The organism is Gordonia sp. B8661-1 (genome assembly GCF_059427765.1).
Window position 1 is genome coordinate 494,416 of record NZ_JCAHRL010000001.1, and the last position, 23,117, is coordinate 517,532.

Here is a 23,117-nt window from a genome sequence, read left to right on the forward strand (position 1 = left end):
ATGTCTGTCTCGGTCATGTCGGCTCACATCCGGAAGACGCCGTAGCGCTGATCGGCAAGGGGTGCGTAGCGGCAGGTCTCCAGTGCCAGCCCGAGGACGGTGCGGGTCTGCGCCGGATCGATGATGCCGTCGTCCCACAGTCGGGCCGTCGAATAGTAGGCGTCGGACTGACGGTCGAATTGCTCGCGGATCGGCGCCTTGAAGTCCTCTTCCGCGTCGGCGGCCCACTCGTCCCCGGATCGCTCGATCTGGTTGCGGCGCACCGTCGCGAGGGTGTCGGCAGCCTGCGCACCACCCATCACAGAGATGCGCGCGTTGGGCCATGACCACAGGAAGCGCGGCGAATAGGCACGACCGCACATCGAGTAGTTGCCCGCACCGAACGAGCCGCCGATCATCACGGTCAGCTTCGGGACGCGGGCGCAGGCCACCGCGTTCACCATCTTGGCGCCGTTCTTCGCGATGCCGCCCTCCTCGTAGGCGCGGCCGACCATGAAGCCGGTGATGTTCTGCAGGAACACCAGCGGTATCCGCCGTTGGTCGCAGAGTTCGATGAAATGTGCACCCTTGAGGGCGGACTCGCTGAACAACACACCATTGTTGGCCACGATACCGACCGGGTGGCCGTGGATGTGCGCGAACGCAGTGACCAGCGTGGTGCCGTAGTTGGCCTTGAACTCGGTGAATTCCCCTGCATCACTGAGGATCTCGATAACGGCACGGACGTCGTAGGGGATCTTCGGATCGGTGGGCACGACGTCGTAGATGTCGGTCTGCGGCCTGCGGGGATCACGGGCGGGCACGGTCTCCCACTGCCGGGGATCGCGCGGCCCCAGGGTGGCGACGATCTCGCGCACCTTCGCCAGAGCCTGTTCGTCGTTGTCCACCAGGTGGTCGGTGACACCGGAGACCGACGAGTGCATCGCGCCACCGCCGAGTTCCTCCGCGGTGACGTCCTCACCGGTCGCCGCCTTCACCAGGGGCGGACCGGCCAGGAAGATCGTGCCCTGATCGCGGACGATGACGGTCTCGTCGCTCATCGCGGGCACATAGGCGCCACCGGCCGTCGATGATCCGAGGACCGCGGAGATCTGCGGGATGCCCGCGGCGCTCATGTTCGCCTGATTGAAGAAGATCCGGCCGAAGTGATCGCGATCGGGATAGACTTCGTCCTGCTGCAGCAGCATGGCGCCACCGGAGTCGACGAGATAGATGCAGGGCAACCGGTTGGCGGCGGCGATCTCCTGCGCGCGCAGGTGCTTCTTGACGGTCACCGGGTAGTACGTGCCGCCGGACACCGTCGCGTCGTTGGCGATGATCATGCATTCGCGGCCGGCCACCCGGCCGACACCGGCGACCACACCGGCCGCGGGCGCCTTGTCGTCGTACATGCCGAACGCGGCGAGCGGGGCGACCTCCAGGAAGGGGGAGCCGACGTCGAGCAGGCCGTCGACGCGATCCCGCGGCAGCAACTTGCCGCGCCCGACGTGCCGCTCCCGCGCCTTCGCGCCGCCACCCTGCCGCGCCGTGTGCAGCCGGTCGGCCAGTGTGCGCAGCCCGGCGAGGTGCGCGTCCCGGTTGGTCTCCGCACCGGATGCGGCGTGCGTACTGAACGTGCTGGTCACCATCGACCTTTCAGTTAGTCGCTATTAACTGAATGCATGTTACGACAGAGCCGAGTACTTGTCACCCATCTCGGGCGACTCCGACCATTGTGGCAGGCCGACGTGACGCGGCTCACAATCTTTCGTACTGTGGGGGTGAGCCCACCACCAACGGGCCACCACAACCCGTCTCCGCGGCGCCACCATCCCCGGCATCCGCGGAGTGCCACATGAAGAAGGCCAGGAGACCCCATGACCCTCGCAGACGACCGCGCCTCCCGCTCTGCCGACGTACGCGGCACCGGCCCGCGACCCGCGGACGCGACGTTCTCGCTCGACGATCGCTACACCCGCGAATCCGGCAGCATCTACCTCACCGGCATCCAGGCCCTGGTCCGCACGGTGCGCGACCGTGCCCGCGTCGACCGCGACCTGGGACTGCGCACGGCCTCCTTCATCTCCGGCTACGAGGGGTCACCCCTGGCCGGCTACGACCTCGAAATCGCCCGCAGGCACGCCTACCTGGAGCCCTACGACATCGTCCACCGGCCCGGTCTCAACGAAGAACTCGCCGCCACCTCGGTGATGGGTTCGCAAGTAGCGGGCCAGGTGACCGCGCTGGCCGCGGACGCGCAGGGAGTCGCACGCGACGGCGTCGTCGGCTATTGGTACGGCAAGGCCCCCGGCCTCGATCGCGCGACCGACGCGCTGCGGCACGCCAACATCATCGGCACGCACCCCGACGGCGGCGCGGTCGCGCTCGTCGGCGACGACCCCGGCGCCAAGAGTTCCACCGTCCCGTGCGCGTCCGAGATGGCACTCGCCGACCTGTACATGCCGATCCTCTACCCCGCCGACTCCCAGGACATCCTCGACCTCGGTGTGCACGCCGCGATGATGAGCCGCGTCAGCGGCCTGTGGACATCGATGAAGATCTCCGCCCACGTCGCCGACGGCGCCTCCACGGCCTCCGTCGCGCCGGTACGCATCACGCCCGAATTCGGGGCCCTCGGACGCAGCCCCCACATCCCGAGCGGGCGGCTGCTGGGCGCGAATCTGATGGAGCTGGAACAGAATCAGCTCACCACGCGGCTCCCCCGCGCCACCGAATACGCCCGCCTCAACGGACTCAACCGCATCGTGGTGTCCAGTCCCGACGACCGCATCGGCATCGTCGCCGCCGGCAAGACCTACCTCGATCTGCGGGAGGCGTTGCGGCTCATCGGCATCTCCACCGACGATCTGCACCGCCTCGGCATCCGCATCCTCAAACTCGGCATGGTGTACCCGATCGAGCGGGAGATCCTGGATCGCTTCATGTTCGGCACCGCGTCCGGCGAACTCGACGAGGTCATCGTGATCGAGGAGAAGCGGGACTTCATCGAGACGATGATGCGCGACATCCTGTTCCGGCATCCGCGTGCGCCCCATATCGTCGGCAAGACCAACGAGGACGGTTCCACCCTGTTCTCGAGATTCGGTGAACTCGACGTCGACTCGGTGACCCGCGGTCTCGCGAACCGGCTCGCCCACCACCGGGTGGAAGCCGCGCGGGCGTGGCTGGACCGGCGCTCGGCCCGTCCGACCCGTATCGAACTGCCACTCGCGGTGCGCACGCCGTATTTCTGCTCGGGCTGCCCGCACAACAGTTCCACCCAGGTGGCCGACGGCACGCTCGTCGGCGCCGGAATCGGTTGTCATGCCATGATTCTGCTGATGGATCCGGGACAGGTCGGCGACATCGCGGGCGTCACCCAGATGGGCGGCGAGGGCGCGCAGTGGATCGGTATGGCGCCGTTCGTCGAGGCCGACCACTTCGTGCAGAACGTCGGTGACGGCACGTTCATGCACTCGGGGTCGCTGGCGCTGCGGGCGGCGGTGGCGTCCGGCACCAACATCACCTACAAACTGCTGTACAACGGCACCGTCGCGATGACGGGCGGCCAGGATCCGGTGGGCGCCATGGATCTTCCGCGTCTCACCGCCCTGCTGCTCGACGAAGGGGTGCAGCGGGTCGCCGTCACCAGTGACGATCCCGACCGCACCCGGACACTGCTTCTCCCGCACGGGGTTTCGGTCCATCATCGGGACGATCTCCTCGGCCTCCAGCGCGAACTCGCCGCGGTGCCGGGTGTGACGGTCCTGATCCACGATCAGCACTGCGCCGCCGAGAAGCGCCGCAAGCGCAAGCGCGGCAGCCTGCCCACGCCGGCCACCCGCGTGATGATCAACGAACGGATCTGCGAGGGCTGCGGCGATTGTGGCGAGAAGTCGAATTGTCTGTCGGTGCACCCGGTTCCGACCGAATTCGGCCGCAAGACCCACATCGATCAGAGTTCCTGCAACGTCGATCTGTCCTGCCTCAAGGGCGACTGTCCGTCCTTCGTCACGGTCACCCCCGGACAACGAAGGTCCGTCCGCCGTGCCGATCCCCTCGACGACCACGGCATGCCCGCACCCGCGCCGGCATCGCTGCGCGGTTCGTTCTCGGTGCGCGTCACCGGCATCGGTGGCACCGGGGTGGTCACGGTGTCCCAGGTGCTGGCGACGGCGGCCGTCCTCGACGGACACACCGCCCGCACCGTCGACATGACCGGCCTCGCCCAGAAGGGCGGCGCCGTGGTGAGCGACATCAAGATCAGCCCGGACACGCTGGAGCAGGCCGCGAAGGTCGCGACGGCCGACTGTGACCTGTACCTGGCCTGCGATTCGCTGGTCGCCACCGACCCGGCCAACCTGAAGGTGGCGGCACCGGAGAAGACGGTCGCGGTCGTGTCCACCACGAAGATCCCCACCGGGTCGATGGTGATCGACACCTCCGTCGGGTTCCCCGCCGACGCGCGCATCCACGAGCGCATCGACGACACCGTCGCCCGCGCGATCTACCTCGATCCCGGAGCACTGTCCACGCAGCTCTTCGGCGACGAACAGTACGCCAACATGCTGATGGTCGGTGCGGCGTATCAGGCCGGGGCACTGCCTGTTTCGGCCTCGTCCGTCGAGCGGGCGATCGAACTGAACGCTGTCGCGGTGGACGCGAACGTACAGGCCTTCCGTCGCGGACGGCAGGTCGTCGCCGATCCGGAAGCGGTGACCACGACGGTGACCGGGCTGCACGGCGACACCGATGCGCGGGTCACCCCGTCCGCGTATGCACGGTCCGCGGTGACACCGCTCGGATTCGCCGACGACGACCTCGCCGACACCGTCGCCATCCGGTACGGCGAACTGATCGAGTACGCCGACGAGAAATACGCCCGCTCCTACCTCGAATTCGTGGATCGGACCCACCGGGCCGGCGGCTCGGACGCACTCACGGATGCGGTGGCGCGCAACCTGTTCAAGCTCATGGCCTACAAGGACGAGTACGAGGTCGCACGTCTCACCCGGGACCCGGCCTTCGCGGCCCGGATCGCCGACGAGTTCGGCGACGACGCGAAGGTCGCGATCCGGCTGCATCCGCCGACACTCCGGCACCTGGGCATGCGGGAGAAGATCTCGCTGGGTGCCTGGGCCAACCGGCCGATGGCCGCGCTGGCAACGATGAAGCGACTGCGCGGCACCCGCTTCGACCCGTTCGGCCACAACGAGATCCGCCGCACCGAACGCGCACTCATCGTCGAGTACCGGCAGATCATCGGAGAGTTGCTGGACGGCATCGCGGCAGGCACCATCCCGCCGGAACGGATGCCCGAGGTGATCACCGTCGCCGGACTACCCGACATGATCCGCGGCTACGAACAGATCAAGCTCGCCAACGTCGACCGCTACCACGCCGAACTCGCCCGACTCCTCCCGATCTCGTAGACACTCCTTAGTTCCGCGAAGGAATTGCGGAGGGCGGCGCATCCACCGGACGGATGACTCACTCGCTAAGTCGGGAAATTTGTCGGTACCTCCGGGCACAATCGTGTCGAACCGATCCCCCCGACGGAGGCACGATGTCATCCGACACATCGAGAACGGCGTTCCTTGCTGACCGACTGAACCCCGCAATCGCGTGGCTACTCATGTCCTCGATCGACTTCGCTATCGGCGTCACACCAGATAGAGAATCCGCACGGGTGGTCTGCCACGGTCTCGACGTGACCGAGGGGGCGGATGAGTTCACCATGAGATACGAGAATGACCAGTGGGTCGACTGTGGTCCCCCGGTCGACGACTCCGCTGTGCCTGCCGCATGGCCCGCGCTGATTCCTGCCGACGGCGAAGCGATCCCCCCAGAAGGCGACAAGGGAAAAGCCGAGCAACTGTCCGCACTCTGCGCCACACACGCTGAGCTGATCAATATTTTCTGGAATCTACTCGGAGGCGGCTGGCAGATCGTCGTGCGCCATCTGACCGCCCCCGAAGCCGGCGAGACCCCGCACATCGTGCTCGAAGCCAGGACGTCGGACCTGGATACCCGGCGTGCCGCTGCAGCACTCCGTCGGCTCAGGCTACCGTCGCCCTGCACGTACATCGAAGCAGTATACGCTCCGCAAAAACCATCCGACGAATCGCCCGACTGGCACTTCACGGCGATCCAGGTTGCTGAAACCTACACCAGCACAAAGTATCTGACGACAATCGACACCTTGCTTACCTATCTGGTGAGCAGCGCGCCGGCGTGGACGACCGAGCCGAACCTCGACGTGCCGACGCTGCGCCACACCACTGGCAACCCCATGAGAGACTCCATTCTTGAACCGGCGACACCGACGGAAGCGACTGACGCCGGGATCGAAGAGCGTCGTCGAGCGATCGACGCGTGGGCTGACGCAAATGGCTTCGGACAACGCATCTCGCCGGCCAGACCAACCAATGTTCAACGCGCTCTGGATAAACTCGGCAGCGGCAACCGGGGTTACTACCTCCTGGAGTTCTCGGATGGCGCCTGCTATGTAGGACAGTCAATCTCGATAGCAGACCGGCTGAAGGGGCACCGGACGACCCACAAGGACATCTCGAGCATCCGTCTGTCACCCGACCTCACCGCGAGCACGCTAGCGAATCCGTTGAGACACCTACTGGATGGGGAATCGTCGCTCATCCATGGCCTACAAACTGCTGCGCTCCCCAGCCGCAACAAGGCGCAGATGACTTATCAGACCGCAGAACACGTGTCGCTCGACGACGTCTTCGAACGGAACCGGACAACCGCCTCCGGATGGCTTTCCGACCCCATCGGTGTGAACGCTCGCGACACCGTGGCGGGTCGCGCCCTCCGAGCCACCCCGGACCAGATGGCATCCGGCGAGGATTCGTACAAAACGTGGCTCACTCGAGTTGGAGACAACGCCGCAACTGTGCGGTCACTGTTCCGCACCTACATGCACCGATGTTTACCGCTTCCGCTGCAGACTGAGTACACACACTGGCACCTCAGCTCGCCCAAGACAATTCCGCCATGGCGCTCGCTATCGAACCTAACCACCGGCAAGACCGAGGCATTCAGGATGATGATCGACAAGGATGGGCGCCTGCACGGGATGTTGCACGTCAATGGTGTCGAACTCCTCGGGGAGGACATGAGCGATTACGCGCTCGTCCGATTCATGCGACAACATCCGGGCATCTTCGTCACACATTCCGACTACCAGGATGCAGGTCCTTTCAATCTGATGGTTTGGGCGCCTGATCTCGATTCGATAGCAGACCTTCTCGACGACACCGCGGTCACCCGCGCAGCTGCGACCGCCGCGCTGCATCTCATGAGAAAGTCCAGGACCGGCAACGGAAAGAACTCACACAACCCGGTCCTGGTGAATGCCATCCTCGACATCACTCATCAAGGATGACTAGTGCTCGTCCGGTTACGGATTCGCGGCGGTGAGGGCGGCGTAGGCCATCCGGGCCAGGAGAGCGCGGAGTGCGGGCTGCGGGTACGGGGGCTGCCGGTGCGAGGAGTTGAGCAATCCGAAGGTGGCGTGAACGCGGACGCGGGCCTCGTCGCGGGACAGTTCGTCGCCGTGCACGGCGACGAGCACATCGACCCACTGTTCGACGTAGCGGCGCTGCAGGGAACGCACCTGATGGTTGGCCTCGGCGGTCATGGTGGACAGATCGCGGTCCTGTACCGCGATCAGGTCCGGCTTGGTCACGAGGACGTCGATGTGGAAATCGATGAGCTCACGCAGTGTCAGCTCCGGATCCGCGCCCCGCGCCACCACCTCCGCGCCACCGTCGTGCAGTCGCTGGGAGATCTCGACGAGCATCCGGTCCAGCAGCTCCGTCTTCGACGAGAAATGCCGGTACATCGCGGGACCGCTCACGCCGACCTCGCGACCGATGTCCTCCAGGGTGACCCCGGCGAAACCGCGATCGGCCATCAACCGTGCGGCCGCCTCCAGCAGCTCCGCGCGGCGCGCGGCCTTCGCCTGGCCGCGACGTGTCCGGGCAGCCGGCTCGGGCACACCCGGCTCGGACGCGGAGGCGGATTCGGTGGTCATGGTGACCACGAACTCTACCGCCGACGCGCACGCACCGATGTCCGGTCGGTCACCAGCCGTTGACGTGCAGGACGTTGTCGAGACTCTTGCGCGGTGCTGGTTTGAAGTCGGTGCCCTTGGTGAAGGCGACGGGCAGGAGCACGCCCTGGTGCACGGTCGGCGGGATACCGAGCAGTTCGGCGACCTCCTTCTCGTACACCAGATGCAGCGTGGTCCAGGCGGTTCCGAGTCCACGAGCCCGCATGGCGAGACAGAAACTCCAGGCCGCCGGGAGCAGCGATCCCCAGATACTGGACTGATTGCCGGGCGGCAGATCGCCCCCGGTGTCGATGGCCCCGATCACCATCGCCGGGACCTGCCCCATCACGTCGGCCAGATACTGCGAACTCGAGGCGACACGCTTCATCGTCGCATCGTCGGTGCGCGGCCGCGATGCGGCGTAATCGGCGAAGGACCGCCGGTAGTACTCGCCCACCTGGGCCTTGAGGTCCGGGTCGGTCAGCACGATCCACTGCCAGCTCTGCGTATTGCTACCCGACGGCGCCTGCAACGCGATCTCCAGCCCCTCCCGGATGACCTCCATCGGCACCGGCTTGTCGAGGTCCAGACGCTTGCGGACCGAGCGCGTCGTGGTGAGGAGTTGATCCGGATTCAGTGGCAGCAGTTCGGGAGTCATCCCTCCACCCTCCGCCGCCCGGAAGCGGTCCGCAACCCGACGGGCGCCGATCAGCGCATCAGCCCGAACCGCTCGAGATGCTCGATCAGACCATCGGACAGCGGCAGCCCCGCCAGATCGGCCACCGGAACCCAGCGGGCATCCGCGGCGTCATCACCCGCACACAGGTCGCCACCACGCACCGATCCGACGAAATCGTGCACCCGATAGATCTCACCGTGGTCGCCCGGGATGTCGACGACCCACGCCGGCGCGCCGACCTCGATCCGAAGCCCGGTCTCCTCCAGCACTTCTCGTGCGGTGGCGGCTTCGAGCGTCTCCCCCGGCTCCACCTTTCCGCCCGGAAACGACCATCGGCCCGCCTGCGGCTGGTGGCCGCGCAACACCAGGAGCAGCCGATCGTCGGCGTCCCAGACGATGGCCCCCACTCCCTGGATGACCCGTGTCATGAGCCGGCCCCCGGCACCCGTGCGCGTCGCCCGGGGGACGGTTCACCGGCGAGCGCAGCGGCCACCGCCGTCCGCAGCCGGGACAGACCGTCGTCGGCTCCGATGTCGACGAGTTCGTCGACGATGTTCTCCCGCAGCAGATCCGGCGCCGTGATCCCCTGGTCGGCGGCGAGCTCCGGAGCGTGTCCGGTGTCCCCGTGGACGATGATGCTCGCGCCCTCCGGCGGCAACGGCGACAACCACGCGTCCGTCGCCGCGATGCGGTGATCGGCGGGGAACAACGCCAGCGCCGCACCTCCGGCGCCCTGCCCCAGGATCACCGACACCGTGCGCACCGGCAGGTCGATCAGATCGGCGAGGCCTGTCGCGATCTCGGCGGCCAAACCGTCCTCCTCCGCCGCCACCGACAATTCCGCACCCGGCGTGTCGATCACGGTGACCACGGGAATTCCCCATTCGGCGGCGACCCGCATGCCACGTTGCGCCACCCGTAGATCCGCGGGCCCCAGCAGTTCACCGGCGGCCTGACGCGCCCGGTCCTGACCGATGACCATCGCCGTCCGATCACCGAAATCGTTGAGAGCCAACCACAGTGGGGCGTCGCCGCGCAGCACCACGGCGGAGTCGTCGAGCATGCCGGCGAGCCCGGGACGATCGTTTCGCCGGGTGGCGAGCACCGACGTCCACGCCAGGTCATCGGGGGCGGACGGTCTCGATACGGCGGCTCGCTGCGACCGCGACCTACTCGACCGGCGAGACTCGGCATCCCGCGGAGCGAGCTCACCCGATGATCGAGTAGCGCGAGGCGCCCGCCGAGCGCGTAGCGAGATCGCGCGTGCATCCGGCAGGCAATCGAGAATCGACGAAACCCGGTGCGCCAGTTCGTTCGTCGGCACCACCGCGTCGATGAGCCCGAGCCGGTGCAGATTCTCGGCCTGCTGGACCCCGTCAGGAAACTGCTCGCCGTACAGCCCGGCGTATACCTTCGGCCCCAGGAATCCCACCAGCGCACCGGGTTCCGCCGTGGTGATCTGCCCCAGCGAACCCCACGACGCGAAGACCCCGCCGGTCGTCGGATGCCGGAGGTGCACCAGATACGGCAGGCCTGCGGCTCGATGCGCGGTGACCGCCGCGGTGATGGTGGCCATCTGCAGGAACGCAGGCGTGCCCTCCTGCATGCGGGTACCACCGGATGCGGGCAGTGCGAGCACGGGCAGCCCTTCGGCGGTGGCACGTCGGATCGCCGCGGTCACCCGCGCACCCGCGACTCGGCCGATGGAGCCGCCGAGGAAGCCGAACTCGCTGACGACGAGGACGACCGGATGTCCACCGATGGTTGCCCGTCCGGTCCGCACGGACTCGTCGGCGCCGGATCGTTCGCGAGCCCGGCGCAGCGCGTCCCGGTAGTCGCCGGAGATGTCCGGCGCATCCGAGGCGGGCGTATCCCACGCCTGCCACGATCCGTCGTCGACCAGCAGGTCGAGGACGCCGGAGGAGCTCAGCCGATCGGACACCTGCCCACCGTATCCCGCGCGGGGGCGCCACATCCGTCCACAGCGGACACGCCTGCGGCGACCGGATTGCATAATGGGCGCGCACCGGGTCCACCTGGACATCGGTGACGCCGAGTAGACATTCCGGCCGACAGGAGCCCCGTCATGGGTTACACCGTGCACCGCACCACCACGATCGCCGCCGCCCCGGCGCGCATCCAGCCACTGATCGCCGACCTGCACGCATGGCAGCGATGGTCACCGTGGGAGGACCTCGATCCCGATCTGCAACGCCACTATTCGGGCGCCGAGCAGGGCGTCGGCGCACGCTACGCCTGGTCGGGCAACAAGAAGGCGGGCAAGGGCACGATGGAGATCGTCGAGGCCGAACCGCAGCGCGTGGTCGTCGCGGTGAACTTCGAGAAGCCGATGAAGTCCTCGAGCACCAGCACCTTCACCCTCGAACCCACCGGCGACACCACCCGTGTCACCTGGACGATGACCGGTGAGCATTCGCTGTTCACCCGGATCGCCGGACCGCTCGGGCTGTTCGACCGGATGATCGGCAAGGATTTCGAGAAGGGACTGGCCGCGCTGACCGCCGCCGCCGAAGGCGACTGACCGCGCGCATCCCTACCGAGTCCCGGCGTCCCACTCCTGCAGGAGGTGTGCGGAGACGGCGGATTCGAAGACCAGCGCCGCTCGCAGACCGGTCAGCAGGTCGACCGACAACCGTGGCTCATCCCGCAGGAGCGGCACGGCCATGTCGTGGAGAGCGATCTGCTCGTGCACCGCATCGGCTTCGACGTGTTCGTCGAAGAACCTCGTCGCGTCCACGCCGTACCCGAGGCGCCGCAGGCCGGACGCATAGCGCTTGTTGGGCAGCGACGACGTGCTCTCGATCGCCAGCAGGTGACCGACCACCGCACCCCGGTGGTGCCGTCGGGATGCGAACAGCGTCAACACATTCGACCAGGCGAGGGTCACCGCGGGCAGCGTGTCGGCGTACGCTCCGTGCTCGGTCCGCAGACCCAGAGCACGCATGACGTCCCGGTACAGGGTGGCGTGCATGCGTTCGACGCGCCCACTGCCGTATTCGTCGTTCTGGATCTCCACCAGGGCGGCCTTGGGTTGTCCGCTCACGCGGGGAATCGCCGTGCTGTGCGGATCGGCCTCCCGCAGGTGATAGATCGACCGGTGCCGAACCAGGTCCCGATAGTTGTCCTCGGTCCCGTGGGTCATCAGGTACTGCGACAGCGACGGTCCGGTCACCGCGGCCAGCTCGTCGCGAAGACGGTGCGGCAACTCCGCCGCGGTGGCGGGCGCCACGTCGCCGAGTCGCTCGTGCAGTGCCGTGTCGAGCATGTTCCCCAGGTCGTGACGAAGGGTGGCCACCGCGGGGTGCTCGTTCCATCGATCGTCGACGTCGCGAACGCCGTAACCGTCGAGTTCGGCCAGGACGAACCAGGTGCGCTGCGCGTCGAGGTCATCCCAGAGTCCGGCTCCGGCCGGGAGACGGGCCAGCACCTCGGTCAGGTCGTCACCCCGAACACCGGAATCGGCGGGATCCCGGCCGAGCATCGATACCAGCCGGGCGCCCAGTTCCCCGGCCGGGGGCATCAGCGGGGAACCGTTCTGATGATGGTCGACGAGATTCATGGGGTGCCTCGCACGGAACGACGACGACCGGCCCCCGGGGGCACAATGGCCACATGGATGCAGAAGCCGCCGATCGGAGCCGGGGCCCGGCGCGGATCACCGTCACCCCCGGCGGACCGCTCATCGTCCGCGGTGACACCGAGATCGTCGACACCGACGGCAACCCGGTACCGAGACGCCGCGATACCGTCGCGTTGTGCCGCTGCGGACGGTCGGGCATCCAGCCGTACTGTGACGGCACCCATGCGGTGGGGCGATCGGCGATCCGCGACGAATGACCTCATCGATCTTCCTCCGATCCGAGCCGATCGATCAGATCGGCGAGCAAGGTGTCGGCCATGTCGGCGCCGAGGCCGTCCGGTGTGGTGATCACCCGCACCCGTAGTGCTCCGGACGCGAGCGGCGTCGCCTCGATCTGAAGCAGCCACCGGCTGAACTCCGGGCCGAATGCGTAGCTGGTGCCCGGCCCCAGGGCATCGGCGATCTCCGGTGACCAGCCGACCAGAACGGGGACCGGGAACATCCGGCCCTCGACGACCGGGCGGCCTGCCAGGTCGAGGACCGCCTCCATCGGTGCGGTCGCCGCCCGGAGATGGCGACGCGAGCGCTCCGCGGCGTCGCCCGCGGAACCGTTCGCCGTCAGCGGGACGATGCCCGCGACGACGAAATTCCCCACCACGTCGCGGTCCTGCGCACGCCGCAACGACGCCGGGGTCGCGGAGAGAACCCGCGTCGTACCGGTGTGCCGTGCCAGGGTGTCGGCCACCGCCACCTGAAAACCCTGGAACGGGGTGAGGCCGACATGGGAGGTCCGGGCCCGGAATCGGTCCATGGCGCGGTGATCGACGCTCCCCTTCCGCACGATCGCCGGTCCCGGCGCGTGTGACGCCGGGACGATGCCCCCGAGCGTCCAGGCCGACTCCGGCTCCTCCGCGAGGGCGGTACGCCAGAATCGCCGATCATCCGCTCCGAGCTCCGGCTCCGGCTCCCCGGCGTTCCGTGCCGCGGGTGAGCCGAGTCCGTCGCCCCGGAGGAGCGCGGCCACCTCCGTGCTCAACAGTGCCAAGGAATGACCGTCGACCGCGATGTGGTGCATGACCGCGACCGTGGCGACGACCCGCTCGTCCGGGCCGGTCAGAATCGTGATGGCGATCGGCGGATGCCGCCGCACATCGAGCCGACCGGCCATGTCCCGCGACATCTCCCGCAGCGCACCACGACTCACGTCCCCGGGCGCCTCCCGGATCTCGACGACCTGACACTCGGTGGCATCGAGTACCACGGGCGCCGCCGCGCCGGTCGCATCGTCGGGGAAGACGGTGCGCAGGGCGGGATGCCGGTCGACGAGAGTGCCGACGAGCCGCCGGATGCCGGCCACGTCCGGCGCGAGTCCGGGCGGCGGGAGCCATGCCGCCCGAAGCACCTGCGCACACGGATCCCCGGGATCCCGGGAGACGGTCCGCTGCGCGGGATGTAGCCGTTCGGAGGCCGGGAACGACTCGCGGGCCGGGACATTCGGGCACACCGGACACGTCGTCATCCGCTGCGCGACCGACGCGAGGTCGTCGGACAGCAGCAGTTCGTCGACCGAGATCGCGTGACCGTCGGCGGCCAGCCGATGAGCGACATCAACCGCCGACAGCGAATCCCCGCCGTGGTCGATGAAACCGGCTTCGAGGTCGACCCGGGTGATACCGAGGACCGACGCCGTGACGCGGGCAAGGGCCTCCTCGTCACCCGTGGCCGGTGGGCGTCCCGCCGCCCGCTCCGGCAGCGGAATCGCGCGGAGCGCAGCGGTATCCAGTTTGTCGTTGGCGGTGTGCGGCAGATCGTCGACCACGATGACGTGCGCGGGCACCATGTAGCTCGCCAATGACTCCGCGATCGCCGATCGCACGTCGCGCGCGACGTCCTCCTGGGATTCCGGGTGACCCGCGGGGACGACGTAGGACACCAGCAGCCTGCGCCCGTTCGGCGCGTCCCGCAACAGGGTCGCACACCGTCTCACCGGAGTCGAGCGGATGATCGTCGCGTCGATCTCGCCGAGTTCGATCCGCAGGCCCCGCAACTTCACCTGTCCGTCCCGGCGGCCGAGGAGCATCACGTCCCCGTGCTCGGTCCACATCGCGACGTCGCCGGTGCGATACATCACGGGATCATCCGAAAAGCTGCTCGGCAGAAAGGATTCCGACGTCATATCCGGATCGTCGAGGTAGCCGTCGGCCACCTGCGGACCCGAACAGTGCAGTATCCCCGCCGCGCCCGGGGGCTGCGGTCGGCCGTGACGGTCAAGGACAGCCTCGGCGACGCCGGTCATCGGCGGGCCGACCGTCACCGGGCACCCGGCGGTCAGTGGCCGCGAGAAATTGATGCTGCAGCGGGTTTCGGTGGGACCGTACGCGTTACGGATCGGTACATGCGGGGCCCAGCGTTCCACGAGACCGGCACCGACCGGTTCACCGCCGAGCACCACCTGGGTCAGGCCGTTCGCGGTGCCGACCGGCAGGGTCTCGAGGACCGACGGTGTCACGATGATGTGGGAGACCCGGTGGCGTGCGATGAGCCTGGCCATCGCGTCCCCTCCACGCACCGCGGTCGGGGCCACGACGAGGGTGGCGCCGGTGGCCACGGCCGAGAGGACCTCGACGATCCCGGTGTCGAAGGTCGGCGCGGAGGCGTGCAGCATCCGCGAGTCCGGGTTCAGCGCATACTGCTGCCGGATCTCGGCGACCAGCGCGGGGATGCCCCGATGTGGCATCACAACACCTTTGGGGCTGCCCGTCGACCCGGAGGTGAAGAGCACGTACGCGGTATCCCCGGGCCCGCGATCCAGTCCCGGTGAACGCTTCCACGCCGGCGGGATGCCGGTGTCATCGCCGGGATCCAGCCAGCGGATCGACGTCGACGACGGCTGCGGTGCCGACGCGAAGCCGACGCGGACACCGGCACGCGCCAGCACCTCCCGCGTCCTCGAGTCCGGAGAAAAGCTGTCCTGCACCGGAACCCACACACAGCCAGCACGCATCACCGCCCAGAACGCGACGACCGACGCCGCCGAGCGTTCGAGGCACACCGCGACCCGGTCGCCGGGCCGCGCGCCGGCATCGGCGAGCATCCGGGCGCCCCGGTCGGCGCGGGCGACGAGTTCCCGTCGGGACAGCGTGATCTCTCCGTCGATCAGCGCGAGCGCATCCGGGTCGTCACGGAGCAGGTCGTCAAGAAGTGCGGCGGTCGGGGTGAACACGGGAGCCGGGGGTCCGTGCCGGCTACGGAATTCCGGCCACTCGCCGGCCAGGAAGACCGCGTCGTCGGGAACGGCGTCCCCGGAGTCGGCCGCGTGGACGAAGGCGGTCAGGTAACGCGTGAAACGCTCTGCGAGCGTGTCTAATTCAGATGTGGTGACACCGGCCGCGGGAGCCTCCCAGGTGACGCCCCGTCGTCCGTCGGTGTCGGGGGGCTGCACCGTCAGGCACACGTCCCGGACGGGTCCGGTGCGCAGGACCTCGATCGCCCAGTCCAATCCGGTGTCCTCCGGTGGCGTGAACGCCGGCAGCAGGTTCACGACGGGGCCGAATCCGGCGGCGCCGTCCTGTCCGCCGACCATGTCCGGCCCCGGGTACAGCTGATGTCGCAGCGCCCGGGTGACGACCCGGCCGACGTGCGCGGGCGATGCCGCCGGGTCGACGTCCCCGATACCGTTCAGCGTCAAGGGAATCACGTTGGACAGCGGCACCATCGCACGGCGCCGGAGCGCCGAGGTCCGTGCCGCCACCGGCAGGGCGAGCCCCACGTCGGCGGTATCGCGTAGCCGCGCACACAGACCGGCGAATCCGGCGATCACCTCGCCGGTCGTCGGCGGGCGGGGCACGTCGGGCAGCGGGACCGTGGTGCGGATGACGTCGGAGGTCGGACCACCGGAATGTCGTGACAACACGGTGGGTTCGTGCCGGGACAGCGCTGCGGTCCAGAACTCCCGATCGGCCCGATATCGCGGGGAGGCACGGTATTTCGCCTCGTCCTCCTCGATCTCGGCATCGGCGGCGATGTCGAGGCCACCGGCCGTGGCGTGACCGGCATACACCGATCCGATATGCGACATCACCCGGAACGCTCCCGCTCCGTCGGTGAGCACATGGTGCACGCGGATGATCCAGCGGTGCCGCTGGTCGTCCAGGCGATGGAGTTGGCTGCACCAGAGCGGTCCGGCGAGATCGGCACCGGCCGGATCGTCGACGAAATCGGTTGCCCGGGCGTGCGATTCGAGGTCCGACTCGGTCATACCGGACAAGTCGGAGAACTCGATCATCCCACGGTGCGCCGAGGCGGCGACGCATCTCTCACCGCCCGGCGTGATCCCGATGTCCCGCCAGCGAAGATGGTCGAGCACCGAACCCACCGTCCGGGCGAGCCGGTCGACATCGAGCGGACCGGTCAACTCGACACCGAAGGCGATGACGTAGCTCGTCGGGGGCCTCAGCCGTTGCGCCAGCAGAAGTGCGCGTCCGGTGGTACTCATCATCGGCCCCCACCCATGATGCTGCGCGGACTCGCCGATGTGATGAAACAGCACCCCCGACCAGAGCTTGGGTACATTCCCCGAGTCTAGACTCCGAACCACGCCCGGTGCCCGACATCGCCCTCCCCACAACGGATTCGTGAGGAACGAGGGCCACTCACGCACCCAGGGCGCGGGCGAACATCGGCCAGGACGCGTGCATCTCGTCCTGCCAGTATCCCCAGGAATGAGTGCCCGCCGCCCGGAATCGGATGTTTGCCGGGATTCGCAGTTCGGCGAGTCGACGGGCGAGCACAGTCGTGCACTGACGCGCCGCGGCCTCGTCGACGCCACCGATGGTGATCTGCTTGGCCAACTCCACCCCGTCGCCGCCGACACTCCGGTCGTTCAGCGAATCATGCGTTCCGGGAAGGCCGCTCGCCGCGCTGATCCACAGCGCGGGCGTGGACCGCCTCAGCTTCGCCGCGTTGAGCACCGGATCCTCGGCAGCCCATTGCCGATCCCCCGGCGGACCGTACATGTTGCTGGCATCGGCACCGGCGGGGAGCAGTGCGACGATCCGGGCGATCGAATTGCCCACTGGCGACACGGTATCCGCGCATCCGGAGTACGACCCGACCGCACGGTAGCGCCCGGGATGTTTCTCGGCGATCCTGATGACGGATGTTCCCGACATCGAGATCCCGGCGATCCCACGTGCCCGGGGGCCGCCATGCCTGCCCTCGAAGATCCCGGGCAATTCGGATGTCACGAAGGTCTCCCACCGCAACGGACGCGACGTCTTCACGCCGAAGCGGAAGTTCGCGACCGGATCCACTCTGCGCCAATCGGCGTAATAGCTGGTGGCTCCGCCGATCGGGGTCACCGTCCACACGTTCTTCCGGGCGTAGAAGGCATTGGCGTCGGTCGCATGGGTCCAGTCGTCGTCCTCCTCGCCGCCCATCGATCCGTTGAGGAGATACATCACCGGCGCCTGCGGCCTGCCGTTCGCGGGCGACTGCACCAGGAGCGGCACCTGGGTGGCCATCGACGACGACCACACGGACACAAGCGAATTGCGGCCACTCAGGGGTGTCGCCCGGTACGGCTGCGCGGCGGTCGCACGCAGATAGTGGATGCCGGCGAGCGTATCGGCACGCGCATCGCCGACGTGGGTGACGGCGGCGGCCCCCACGCTCAGTACACATGCGAGAACCGCGACGATCCGTACGAGAATGCTCCGCATCACGTCTCCAGGTGTGGTCGAACTCCATCGCGCCGACGCGGTGAAGGGCTCCGTCATGGTAAGCACATTCCGATGATGCGATACGGGAAAGTGTCCTCCCGGGCCGGACACCGCTGATGCCGCGCGGCGTATCCGGCCTGATGGCGGCAGTGACGATCGTCGCCGCCATCCAGTTCGTGATCGTCGTCGACGAGACGACGGTCGCGGTGCTGGCACCCCCGGTGGCCGAGTCGTTCTCGGTGGGCGATGCGGGACGCGCCCTGCTCGCGACCCCGTTCGCCGCGGGCTTCCTGTTCGGTCTCCCGGCCACCGGCGCCCTGCTCCGCCGCACCGATCCGAGGTGGCTTCTCGGTCCCGCGACGGTCGTCTTCGCGATCACCGCGGCGGCCGGCGCCCTCGCACCCTCGGCCTCGATGCTCGTCGTCGCCCGGATTCTGCAGGGCGTGTCCGCCGCGGTCGTGTCGACGTGCGCGCTGGCCTCACTGCACGTGATGACCCGTTCGGATCCGCGGCGCATCCGGGCGTTCGGCCGGTTCTCGCTGATCTCCGGTGCCGGCGCCGTGTCGGCGCTCGTCCTGCTGGCTCCCCTCGCCGAGGTCTCATGGCGCTGGTGCTTCGTGGCGATCGCCGGTGCGGCACTGATCCTGTCGACGGTGTGGATGATGAGGGAGCGCGTGGCGAGAGATCGCCGTGAGCCGTCGGCGACCCGCGCGATCGTCGACGCCCGGCCCGGGCGGGCATCACGGCCGGTCGGCGCCGGCTGGGCACTGGCCGCCGCGATCGGAGCCAATGCCGGTCTGTCCGCGACGATCATCACGGTCAGCTTCGATCTCCAGCAGCATCTCGGCTGGTCCCCGATGGCGACCGGACTCGGATTCCTGCCACTCAACGCGGCGGCCGGGATCGCTATCCTGATCGTCGCCCCGCTGGCGGCGCGATGGGGACCGGGTGCGGTCGTGGCTCTCGGAATGCTCGTGATCGCAGGCGGGTGCGGCCTCGTGGCCGCAGGCGCCGGTCATCCGCCGACGATGATCGCGGCGACGGTCGTCCTGGGGGCCGGCATCGGCCTGGTCTTCCCGCTCGTCAATGCCGGCAGCCTCGACGGCACATCTCACCCGCTGCGCCGTGCCGCATGGCTCGGCGGCGCCCAGCAGACCGGTGTGGCCGCAGGCGCCGTCATCGCAGCGGCCCATTCGGCCACGGCCATGGCCCTGACGGCCGGTCTGCTCACGGCCGGTGCCGCCATCGCGTCCGCGGTCCGGGGGTCGGCACGAATCTGATCGTCGCCGCGACGATCTGTCCCGACGGGAACTGCCCGAGAACGACGGGAACCCGGCCGGTACGGCACCGCATGTGTGCCGCCCGTCCGGGTTCCGTCGTGTGTGAGACCGTGTGTGGGACTCTGTCGCTCAGAGACCCTGGTAGATCTCGCGAGCCAGGTTGGCGGTCTCGCTCGGCGTCTTGCCGACCTTGACGCCCGCGGCCTCGAGGGCCTCCTTCTTGGCTTCCGCGGTACCGGAGCTACCGGACACGATGGCGCCGGCGTGGCCCATCGTCTTGCCCTCCGGTGCGGTGAAGCCCGCGACGTAGCCGACGACCGGCTTGGTCACGTTGGCCTTGATGTAGTCGGCGGCACGCTCCTCGGCGTCGCCGCCGATCTCACCGATCATCACGATCAGCTTGGTGTCCGGATCCTTTTCGAACGCCTCGATGGCGTCGATGTGGGTGGTGCCGATGACCGGGTCGCCGCCGATGCCGATGGCGGTGGAGAAACCGAGGTCACGCAGCTCGTACATCATCTGGTAGGTCAGGGTGCCGGACTTGGAGACCAGACCGATCGGGCCGGTGCCCGCGATATTCGCCGGGGTGATGCCCACCAGCGACTCGCCGGGGGTGATGATGCCCGGGCAGTTGGGTCCGATGATCCGGGTCTTGTTGCCCTTCTCCTCGTTGTAGGCCCACGCGTACGCGGTGTCCTGCACGGGGATGCCCTCGGTGATGACGACCAGCAGCGGGATCTCCGCGTCGATCGCCTCGATGATGGCGTCCTTGGCGAACTTCGGCGGAACGAACACGATCGAGGTGTCGGCGCCGGTTTCCTTGATCGCCTCGGCGACCGAGCCGAAGACCGGCAGTTCGACGCCACCGTCGTGGCTGACCGTGGTGCCGGCCTTGCGTGCGTTCACGCCGCCGACGATGTTGGTGCCCGCCTTGAGCATCAGGGCGGTGTGCTTGGTGCCCTCGCCGCCGGTGATGCCCTGGACGATGACCTTGTTGTCCTTGTTCAGAAAGATCGACATGTCAGGTGTCCTCTCACTTACCGTTGGCCAGTTCGGCGGCCTTGTCGGCGCCGGAGTCCATGGTCTCGGCCAACGTCACCAACGGATGGTTGGCGTCGTTGAGGATCTTGCGGCCCTCGTCGACCTTGTTGCCGTCCAGACGGACGACGAGCGGCTTGTTGGCGGAGTCGCCGAGCTTGTCGAGTGCGCCGACGATGCCGTTGGCCACCGCATCACAGGCGGTGATGCCGCCGAAGACGTTCACGAAGACGCTCTTGACCTGCTCGTCGCCCAGGATGACGTCGAGACCGGCGGCCATGACCTCGGCCGATGCGCCGCCGCCGATGTCCAGGAAGTTGGCCGGCTTCACGTCGCCGTGCTTCTCGCCCGCGTAGGCGACGACGTCCAGGGTCGACATGACCAGACCGGCGCCGTTGCCGATGATGCCGACCTCGCCGTCGAGCTTGACGTAGTTGAGGTCGTTCTCCTTGGCCTTGAGTTCGAGCGGATCGGTGGCGTCCTTGTCCTCGAACTCCTCGTGGCCGGGCTGCCGGAAGTCGGCGTTCGCATCCAGGCTGACCTTGCCGTCGAGGGCGAGGATCTGGTCGTCAGGAGTGCGGACGAGCGGATTCACCTCCACCAGGAGGGCATCCTCGGCCACGAACACCTCCCAGAGCTTCTGGATGGTGACGGCTGCGGCGTCGAGTACCTCGGCGGGCAGATGTCCCTGCTCGGCGATCGACCGCGCGGTGGCCAGGTCGACACCCTTCACCGCGTCGACGGCGACGCGCGCGAGACGATCGGGCTTGGTCGCGGCGACCTCCTCGATCTCCATGCCGCCCTCGACCGAGCACATGGCCAGGTAGGTGCGGTTGGCGCGATCGAGCAGGAAGGAGATGTAGTACTCCTCCGCGATGTCACTGGCCTCGGCGACCAGCAGCTTCTTGACGATGTGGCCCTTGATGTCAAGGCCCAGGATGTTTTCAGCGTGTGTCTGTGCGTCATCAGGGGTCGCGGCATACTTCACGCCGCCCGCTTTGCCACGTCCACCGACCTTGACCTGTGCCTTGATCATGACGGGCTTGCCGATTTCTTCGGCGATCGCCCGCGCATCGGCGGCGTTGTCGGTCACCCGCCCGGGTGTGGTGGGTACCCCATGCTTGGCGAACAGTTCCTTCGCCTGGTATTCGAAGAGATCCATTCAGCTCACCATCTTCTAGGTTTACCCGCGGAAGGGTGTTACGCGGGCCTCATCGGACTCTAAACCTGCCGCGTATGACGCCGGTCAGGGGACCCGGCGCTTGTGCGACAGATCACTCGGTCGGTCGCGCGATCATGCCGGCGCGACGACGTCACATGCACCCCCGCCGCGACAGTGACGACGTGCGCATGGTGTCATGGATTGTCCCGCGAACGGGTGACGTCAGGATGAATTTGCCGTACTGAATTTTCGAATTCACGCTGGTCATGGCCACGCTGCAACCTCAGTGATGCAGGTCACAGATCCGTGTACTTTCGGGTTCGTTCGGTGGACTTGTCGCAATCATTTCGTTACCGTCGCAAGGGTTGGTCACAGAAGGATTACGGACACAACGAAGTCGTCCGCGCTAGCAAAGAAAGAAGGTGGACGAGTTGACGGGTCGCGGTATCACGAGCGCTCCGGTCGCCACCACCGGACGCCCGGACAGCATCCGCGGCACCCGCTACGACGATCATTCCGCCACCGAGATGACGACGATCATCCCGATCGACGAGTTCGATGACGCCCCCGCCGAGCCGTGGGACGACACCGACACCGCGTGGGATTCGCGCACATGGGAGGGCTACTTCCGCCCGACCCGCTCGGAAATCACCCAGGATCTGCTGATCCCGGAGGGCGAATTCGCGGACTACGAGGACGCCGAGCCCATCTCGTCCTCCAGCATCCGCCCCGACGAACTCGACGACCTGCCGACCGCTCGCGTCGGCGACAAGCCCTTCCGCACCAACCCCGCAGGCCGCGGCTCGGCCGCCAAGCGCGGCGGACGCCACCGCATCAGCGCTCCGCCCACCGCACTGAAGGGTGGCCGCGCCGCTCTCATCGCCATGGCCGCCGGCGCAGCCGTCGCCACCGTCGCGCAGATCAGCACCACCGACACGGTCACTCCGCAGAACACCGCCAACACCGGCACCCCGGGCGCCGTCCCGGACCTGGGGCCCGGCATCGCCGCCGCACCGGTCGCCGCGGACATGAGCACCTTCACCGAGCAGCTGACGATCGGCAAGGAGCGCGCCGCCGCCGAGGCGCAGCGCGAGGCTCTGGCCCGCCGCCCGATGTTCGAGTCACCCATCCCGATGGGCGCCTATCAGTTCACCTCCGCCTTCGCGAACCGCTGGGGTTCCTTCCACGGCGGCATCGATCTGGCCGCACCGCTGGGCACACCCATCCACTCCGTCACCGACGGTGTCGTCGTGGAGGCCGGACCGGCATCCGGCTACGGCAACTGGGTCCAGGTTCGCGCCGCCGACGGCACCATCACCATGTACGGCCACATGTCCTCCTCCGGTGTCCTGGTCCAGAAGGGCCAGCACGTCACCGCGGGCGACGTGATCGCACTCGTCGGCAACGAGGGCTTCTCCACCGGCCCGCACTGCCACTTCGAGGTCTGGAAGAACGGCTCGATGAAGATCGATCCGGCACCGTGGCTCGCGCAGAAGGGCGTACGCCTCACCGGATACACCGGCTGATCGCTCACACATACCGACGACGAAGACCCGCATTCACTGAGTGCGGGTCTTCGTGGTT

General features: G+C 67.9%; 16 protein-coding genes. 6 read left to right on the forward strand and 10 right to left on the reverse strand.

The window, feature by feature from the left end; genetic code table 11:
* Positions 1 to 23: 23 nt before the first annotated feature.
* Positions 24 to 1,628 carry a carboxyl transferase domain-containing protein gene (locus AC4JJG_RS02305; protein ID WP_495399138.1) on the reverse strand — a complete coding sequence of 535 codons (1,605 nt, stop codon included), beginning with the start codon at positions 1,626 to 1,628 and terminating at the stop codon, positions 24 to 26.
* Positions 1,629 to 1,856: 228 nt separating this feature from the next.
* On the opposite strand from AC4JJG_RS02305, the gene AC4JJG_RS02310 reads away from it, so the two are divergent.
* Both AC4JJG_RS02310 and AC4JJG_RS02315 read left to right on the forward strand, forming a co-directional pair.
* On the forward strand, positions 1,857 to 5,411 hold the full coding sequence (locus AC4JJG_RS02310) for an indolepyruvate ferredoxin oxidoreductase family protein (protein WP_495399137.1): 3,555 nt from the start codon (positions 1,857 to 1,859) through the stop codon (positions 5,409 to 5,411).
* Between the two features lie 134 nt (positions 5,412 to 5,545).
* A complete protein-coding gene (locus AC4JJG_RS02315) occupies positions 5,546 to 7,384 on the forward strand; it encodes a GIY-YIG nuclease family protein (protein ID WP_495399136.1) in 1,839 nt (612 codons plus the stop codon).
* 15 nt (positions 7,385 to 7,399) lie between these two features.
* Here AC4JJG_RS02315 and AC4JJG_RS02320 read toward each other — a convergent pair whose 3' ends face one another.
* Genes AC4JJG_RS02320 through AC4JJG_RS02335 form a run of 4 tightly spaced genes read right to left on the reverse strand, consistent with a single transcriptional unit; the run spans position 7,400 to position 10,674 of the window.
* Positions 7,400 to 8,035, reverse strand: coding sequence for a TetR/AcrR family transcriptional regulator (locus AC4JJG_RS02320; protein ID WP_495399135.1), 636 nt, complete (start codon positions 8,033 to 8,035; stop codon positions 7,400 to 7,402).
* A gap of 49 nt (positions 8,036 to 8,084) precedes the next feature.
* Positions 8,085 to 8,711 (reverse strand): nitroreductase family protein, encoded by a 627-nt coding sequence (locus tag AC4JJG_RS02325; RefSeq protein WP_495399134.1) that lies wholly within the window; start codon positions 8,709 to 8,711, stop codon positions 8,085 to 8,087.
* Between the two features lie 50 nt (positions 8,712 to 8,761).
* Positions 8,762 to 9,160, reverse strand: a complete 399-nt coding sequence (locus AC4JJG_RS02330) for an NUDIX hydrolase (RefSeq protein WP_495399133.1) — start codon at positions 9,158 to 9,160, stop codon at positions 8,762 to 8,764.
* On the reverse strand, positions 9,157 to 10,674 hold the full coding sequence (locus AC4JJG_RS02335; RefSeq protein WP_495399132.1) for a carboxyl transferase domain-containing protein: 1,518 nt from the start codon (positions 10,672 to 10,674) through the stop codon (positions 9,157 to 9,159). The genes AC4JJG_RS02330 and AC4JJG_RS02335 overlap by 4 nt, the downstream gene beginning before the upstream one ends.
* 144 nt (positions 10,675 to 10,818) lie before the next feature.
* On the opposite strand from AC4JJG_RS02335, the gene AC4JJG_RS02340 reads away from it, so the two are divergent.
* Positions 10,819 to 11,274 (forward strand): SRPBCC family protein, encoded by a 456-nt coding sequence (locus AC4JJG_RS02340; RefSeq protein ID WP_495399131.1) that lies wholly within the window; start codon positions 10,819 to 10,821, stop codon positions 11,272 to 11,274.
* Positions 11,275 to 11,286: 12 nt separating this feature from the next.
* Here the strand turns inward: AC4JJG_RS02340 and AC4JJG_RS02345 are convergent, their stop codons facing one another.
* The gene (locus AC4JJG_RS02345; protein WP_495399130.1) at positions 11,287 to 12,312 is read right to left on the reverse strand and encodes an iron-containing redox enzyme family protein; all 1,026 of its coding nucleotides are present in this window, start codon (positions 12,310 to 12,312) and stop codon (positions 11,287 to 11,289) included.
* A gap of 53 nt (positions 12,313 to 12,365) precedes the next feature.
* Here AC4JJG_RS02345 and AC4JJG_RS02350 point away from each other — a divergent pair, with 53 nt between their 5' ends.
* On the forward strand, positions 12,366 to 12,590 hold the full coding sequence (locus tag AC4JJG_RS02350; protein ID WP_495399129.1) for a CDGSH iron-sulfur domain-containing protein: 225 nt from the start codon (positions 12,366 to 12,368) through the stop codon (positions 12,588 to 12,590).
* A 2-nt stretch (positions 12,591 to 12,592) separates the two neighbouring features.
* Here AC4JJG_RS02350 and AC4JJG_RS02355 read toward each other — a convergent pair whose 3' ends face one another.
* Both AC4JJG_RS02355 and AC4JJG_RS02360 read right to left on the reverse strand, forming a co-directional pair.
* Positions 12,593 to 16,831 (reverse strand): amino acid adenylation domain-containing protein, encoded by a 4,239-nt coding sequence (locus AC4JJG_RS02355; RefSeq protein ID WP_495399128.1) that lies wholly within the window; start codon positions 16,829 to 16,831, stop codon positions 12,593 to 12,595.
* Between the two features lie 154 nt (positions 16,832 to 16,985).
* A complete protein-coding gene (locus AC4JJG_RS02360) occupies positions 16,986 to 18,053 on the reverse strand; it encodes an alpha/beta hydrolase (RefSeq protein ID WP_495399619.1) in 1,068 nt (355 codons plus the stop codon).
* 116 nt (positions 18,054 to 18,169) lie between these two features.
* On the opposite strand from AC4JJG_RS02360, the gene AC4JJG_RS02365 reads away from it, so the two are divergent.
* The gene (locus tag AC4JJG_RS02365; RefSeq protein WP_495399127.1) at positions 18,170 to 19,333 is read left to right on the forward strand and encodes an MFS transporter; all 1,164 of its coding nucleotides are present in this window, start codon (positions 18,170 to 18,172) and stop codon (positions 19,331 to 19,333) included.
* Positions 19,334 to 19,462: 129 nt separating this feature from the next.
* Here AC4JJG_RS02365 and sucD read toward each other — a convergent pair whose 3' ends face one another.
* Complete coding sequence (gene sucD, locus AC4JJG_RS02370) at positions 19,463 to 20,353, reverse strand: succinate--CoA ligase subunit alpha (protein ID WP_495399126.1); 891 nt, start codon at positions 20,351 to 20,353, stop codon at positions 19,463 to 19,465.
* A gap of 13 nt (positions 20,354 to 20,366) precedes the next feature.
* Positions 20,367 to 21,533, reverse strand: coding sequence for an ADP-forming succinate--CoA ligase subunit beta (gene sucC, locus AC4JJG_RS02375; protein ID WP_495399125.1), 1,167 nt, complete (start codon positions 21,531 to 21,533; stop codon positions 20,367 to 20,369).
* 422 nt (positions 21,534 to 21,955) lie between these two features.
* Here sucC and AC4JJG_RS02380 point away from each other — a divergent pair, with 422 nt between their 5' ends.
* Positions 21,956 to 23,059, forward strand: a complete 1,104-nt coding sequence (locus AC4JJG_RS02380) for a M23 family metallopeptidase (RefSeq protein WP_495399124.1) — start codon at positions 21,956 to 21,958, stop codon at positions 23,057 to 23,059.
* The last annotated feature ends 58 nt before the right edge of the window (positions 23,060 to 23,117 follow it).

Coding starts and splice junctions, on each gene's coding strand:
- AC4JJG_RS02365 (WP_495399127.1), top strand. CDS start 18,170: ATGCCGCGCGGCGTATCCGGCCTGATGGCGGCAGTGACGATCGTCGCC.
- AC4JJG_RS02325 (WP_495399134.1), bottom strand. CDS start 8,711: ATGACTCCCGAACTGCTGCCACTGAATCCGGATCAACTCCTCACCACG.
- sucC (WP_495399125.1), bottom strand. CDS start 21,533: ATGGATCTCTTCGAATACCAGGCGAAGGAACTGTTCGCCAAGCATGGG.
- AC4JJG_RS02310 (WP_495399137.1), top strand. CDS start 1,857: ATGACCCTCGCAGACGACCGCGCCTCCCGCTCTGCCGACGTACGCGGC.
- AC4JJG_RS02330 (WP_495399133.1), bottom strand. CDS start 9,160: ATGACACGGGTCATCCAGGGAGTGGGGGCCATCGTCTGGGACGCCGAC.
- AC4JJG_RS02355 (WP_495399128.1), bottom strand. CDS start 16,831: ATGATGAGTACCACCGGACGCGCACTTCTGCTGGCGCAACGGCTGAGG.
- AC4JJG_RS02305 (WP_495399138.1), bottom strand. CDS start 1,628: ATGGTGACCAGCACGTTCAGTACGCACGCCGCATCCGGTGCGGAGACC.
- AC4JJG_RS02315 (WP_495399136.1), top strand. CDS start 5,546: ATGTCATCCGACACATCGAGAACGGCGTTCCTTGCTGACCGACTGAAC.
- AC4JJG_RS02360 (WP_495399619.1), bottom strand. CDS start 18,053: ATGCGGAGCATTCTCGTACGGATCGTCGCGGTTCTCGCATGTGTACTG.
- AC4JJG_RS02350 (WP_495399129.1), top strand. CDS start 12,366: ATGGATGCAGAAGCCGCCGATCGGAGCCGGGGCCCGGCGCGGATCACC.
- AC4JJG_RS02320 (WP_495399135.1), bottom strand. CDS start 8,035: ATGACCACCGAATCCGCCTCCGCGTCCGAGCCGGGTGTGCCCGAGCCG.
- AC4JJG_RS02345 (WP_495399130.1), bottom strand. CDS start 12,312: ATGAATCTCGTCGACCATCATCAGAACGGTTCCCCGCTGATGCCCCCG.
- AC4JJG_RS02340 (WP_495399131.1), top strand. CDS start 10,819: ATGGGTTACACCGTGCACCGCACCACCACGATCGCCGCCGCCCCGGCG.
- sucD (WP_495399126.1), bottom strand. CDS start 20,353: ATGTCGATCTTTCTGAACAAGGACAACAAGGTCATCGTCCAGGGCATC.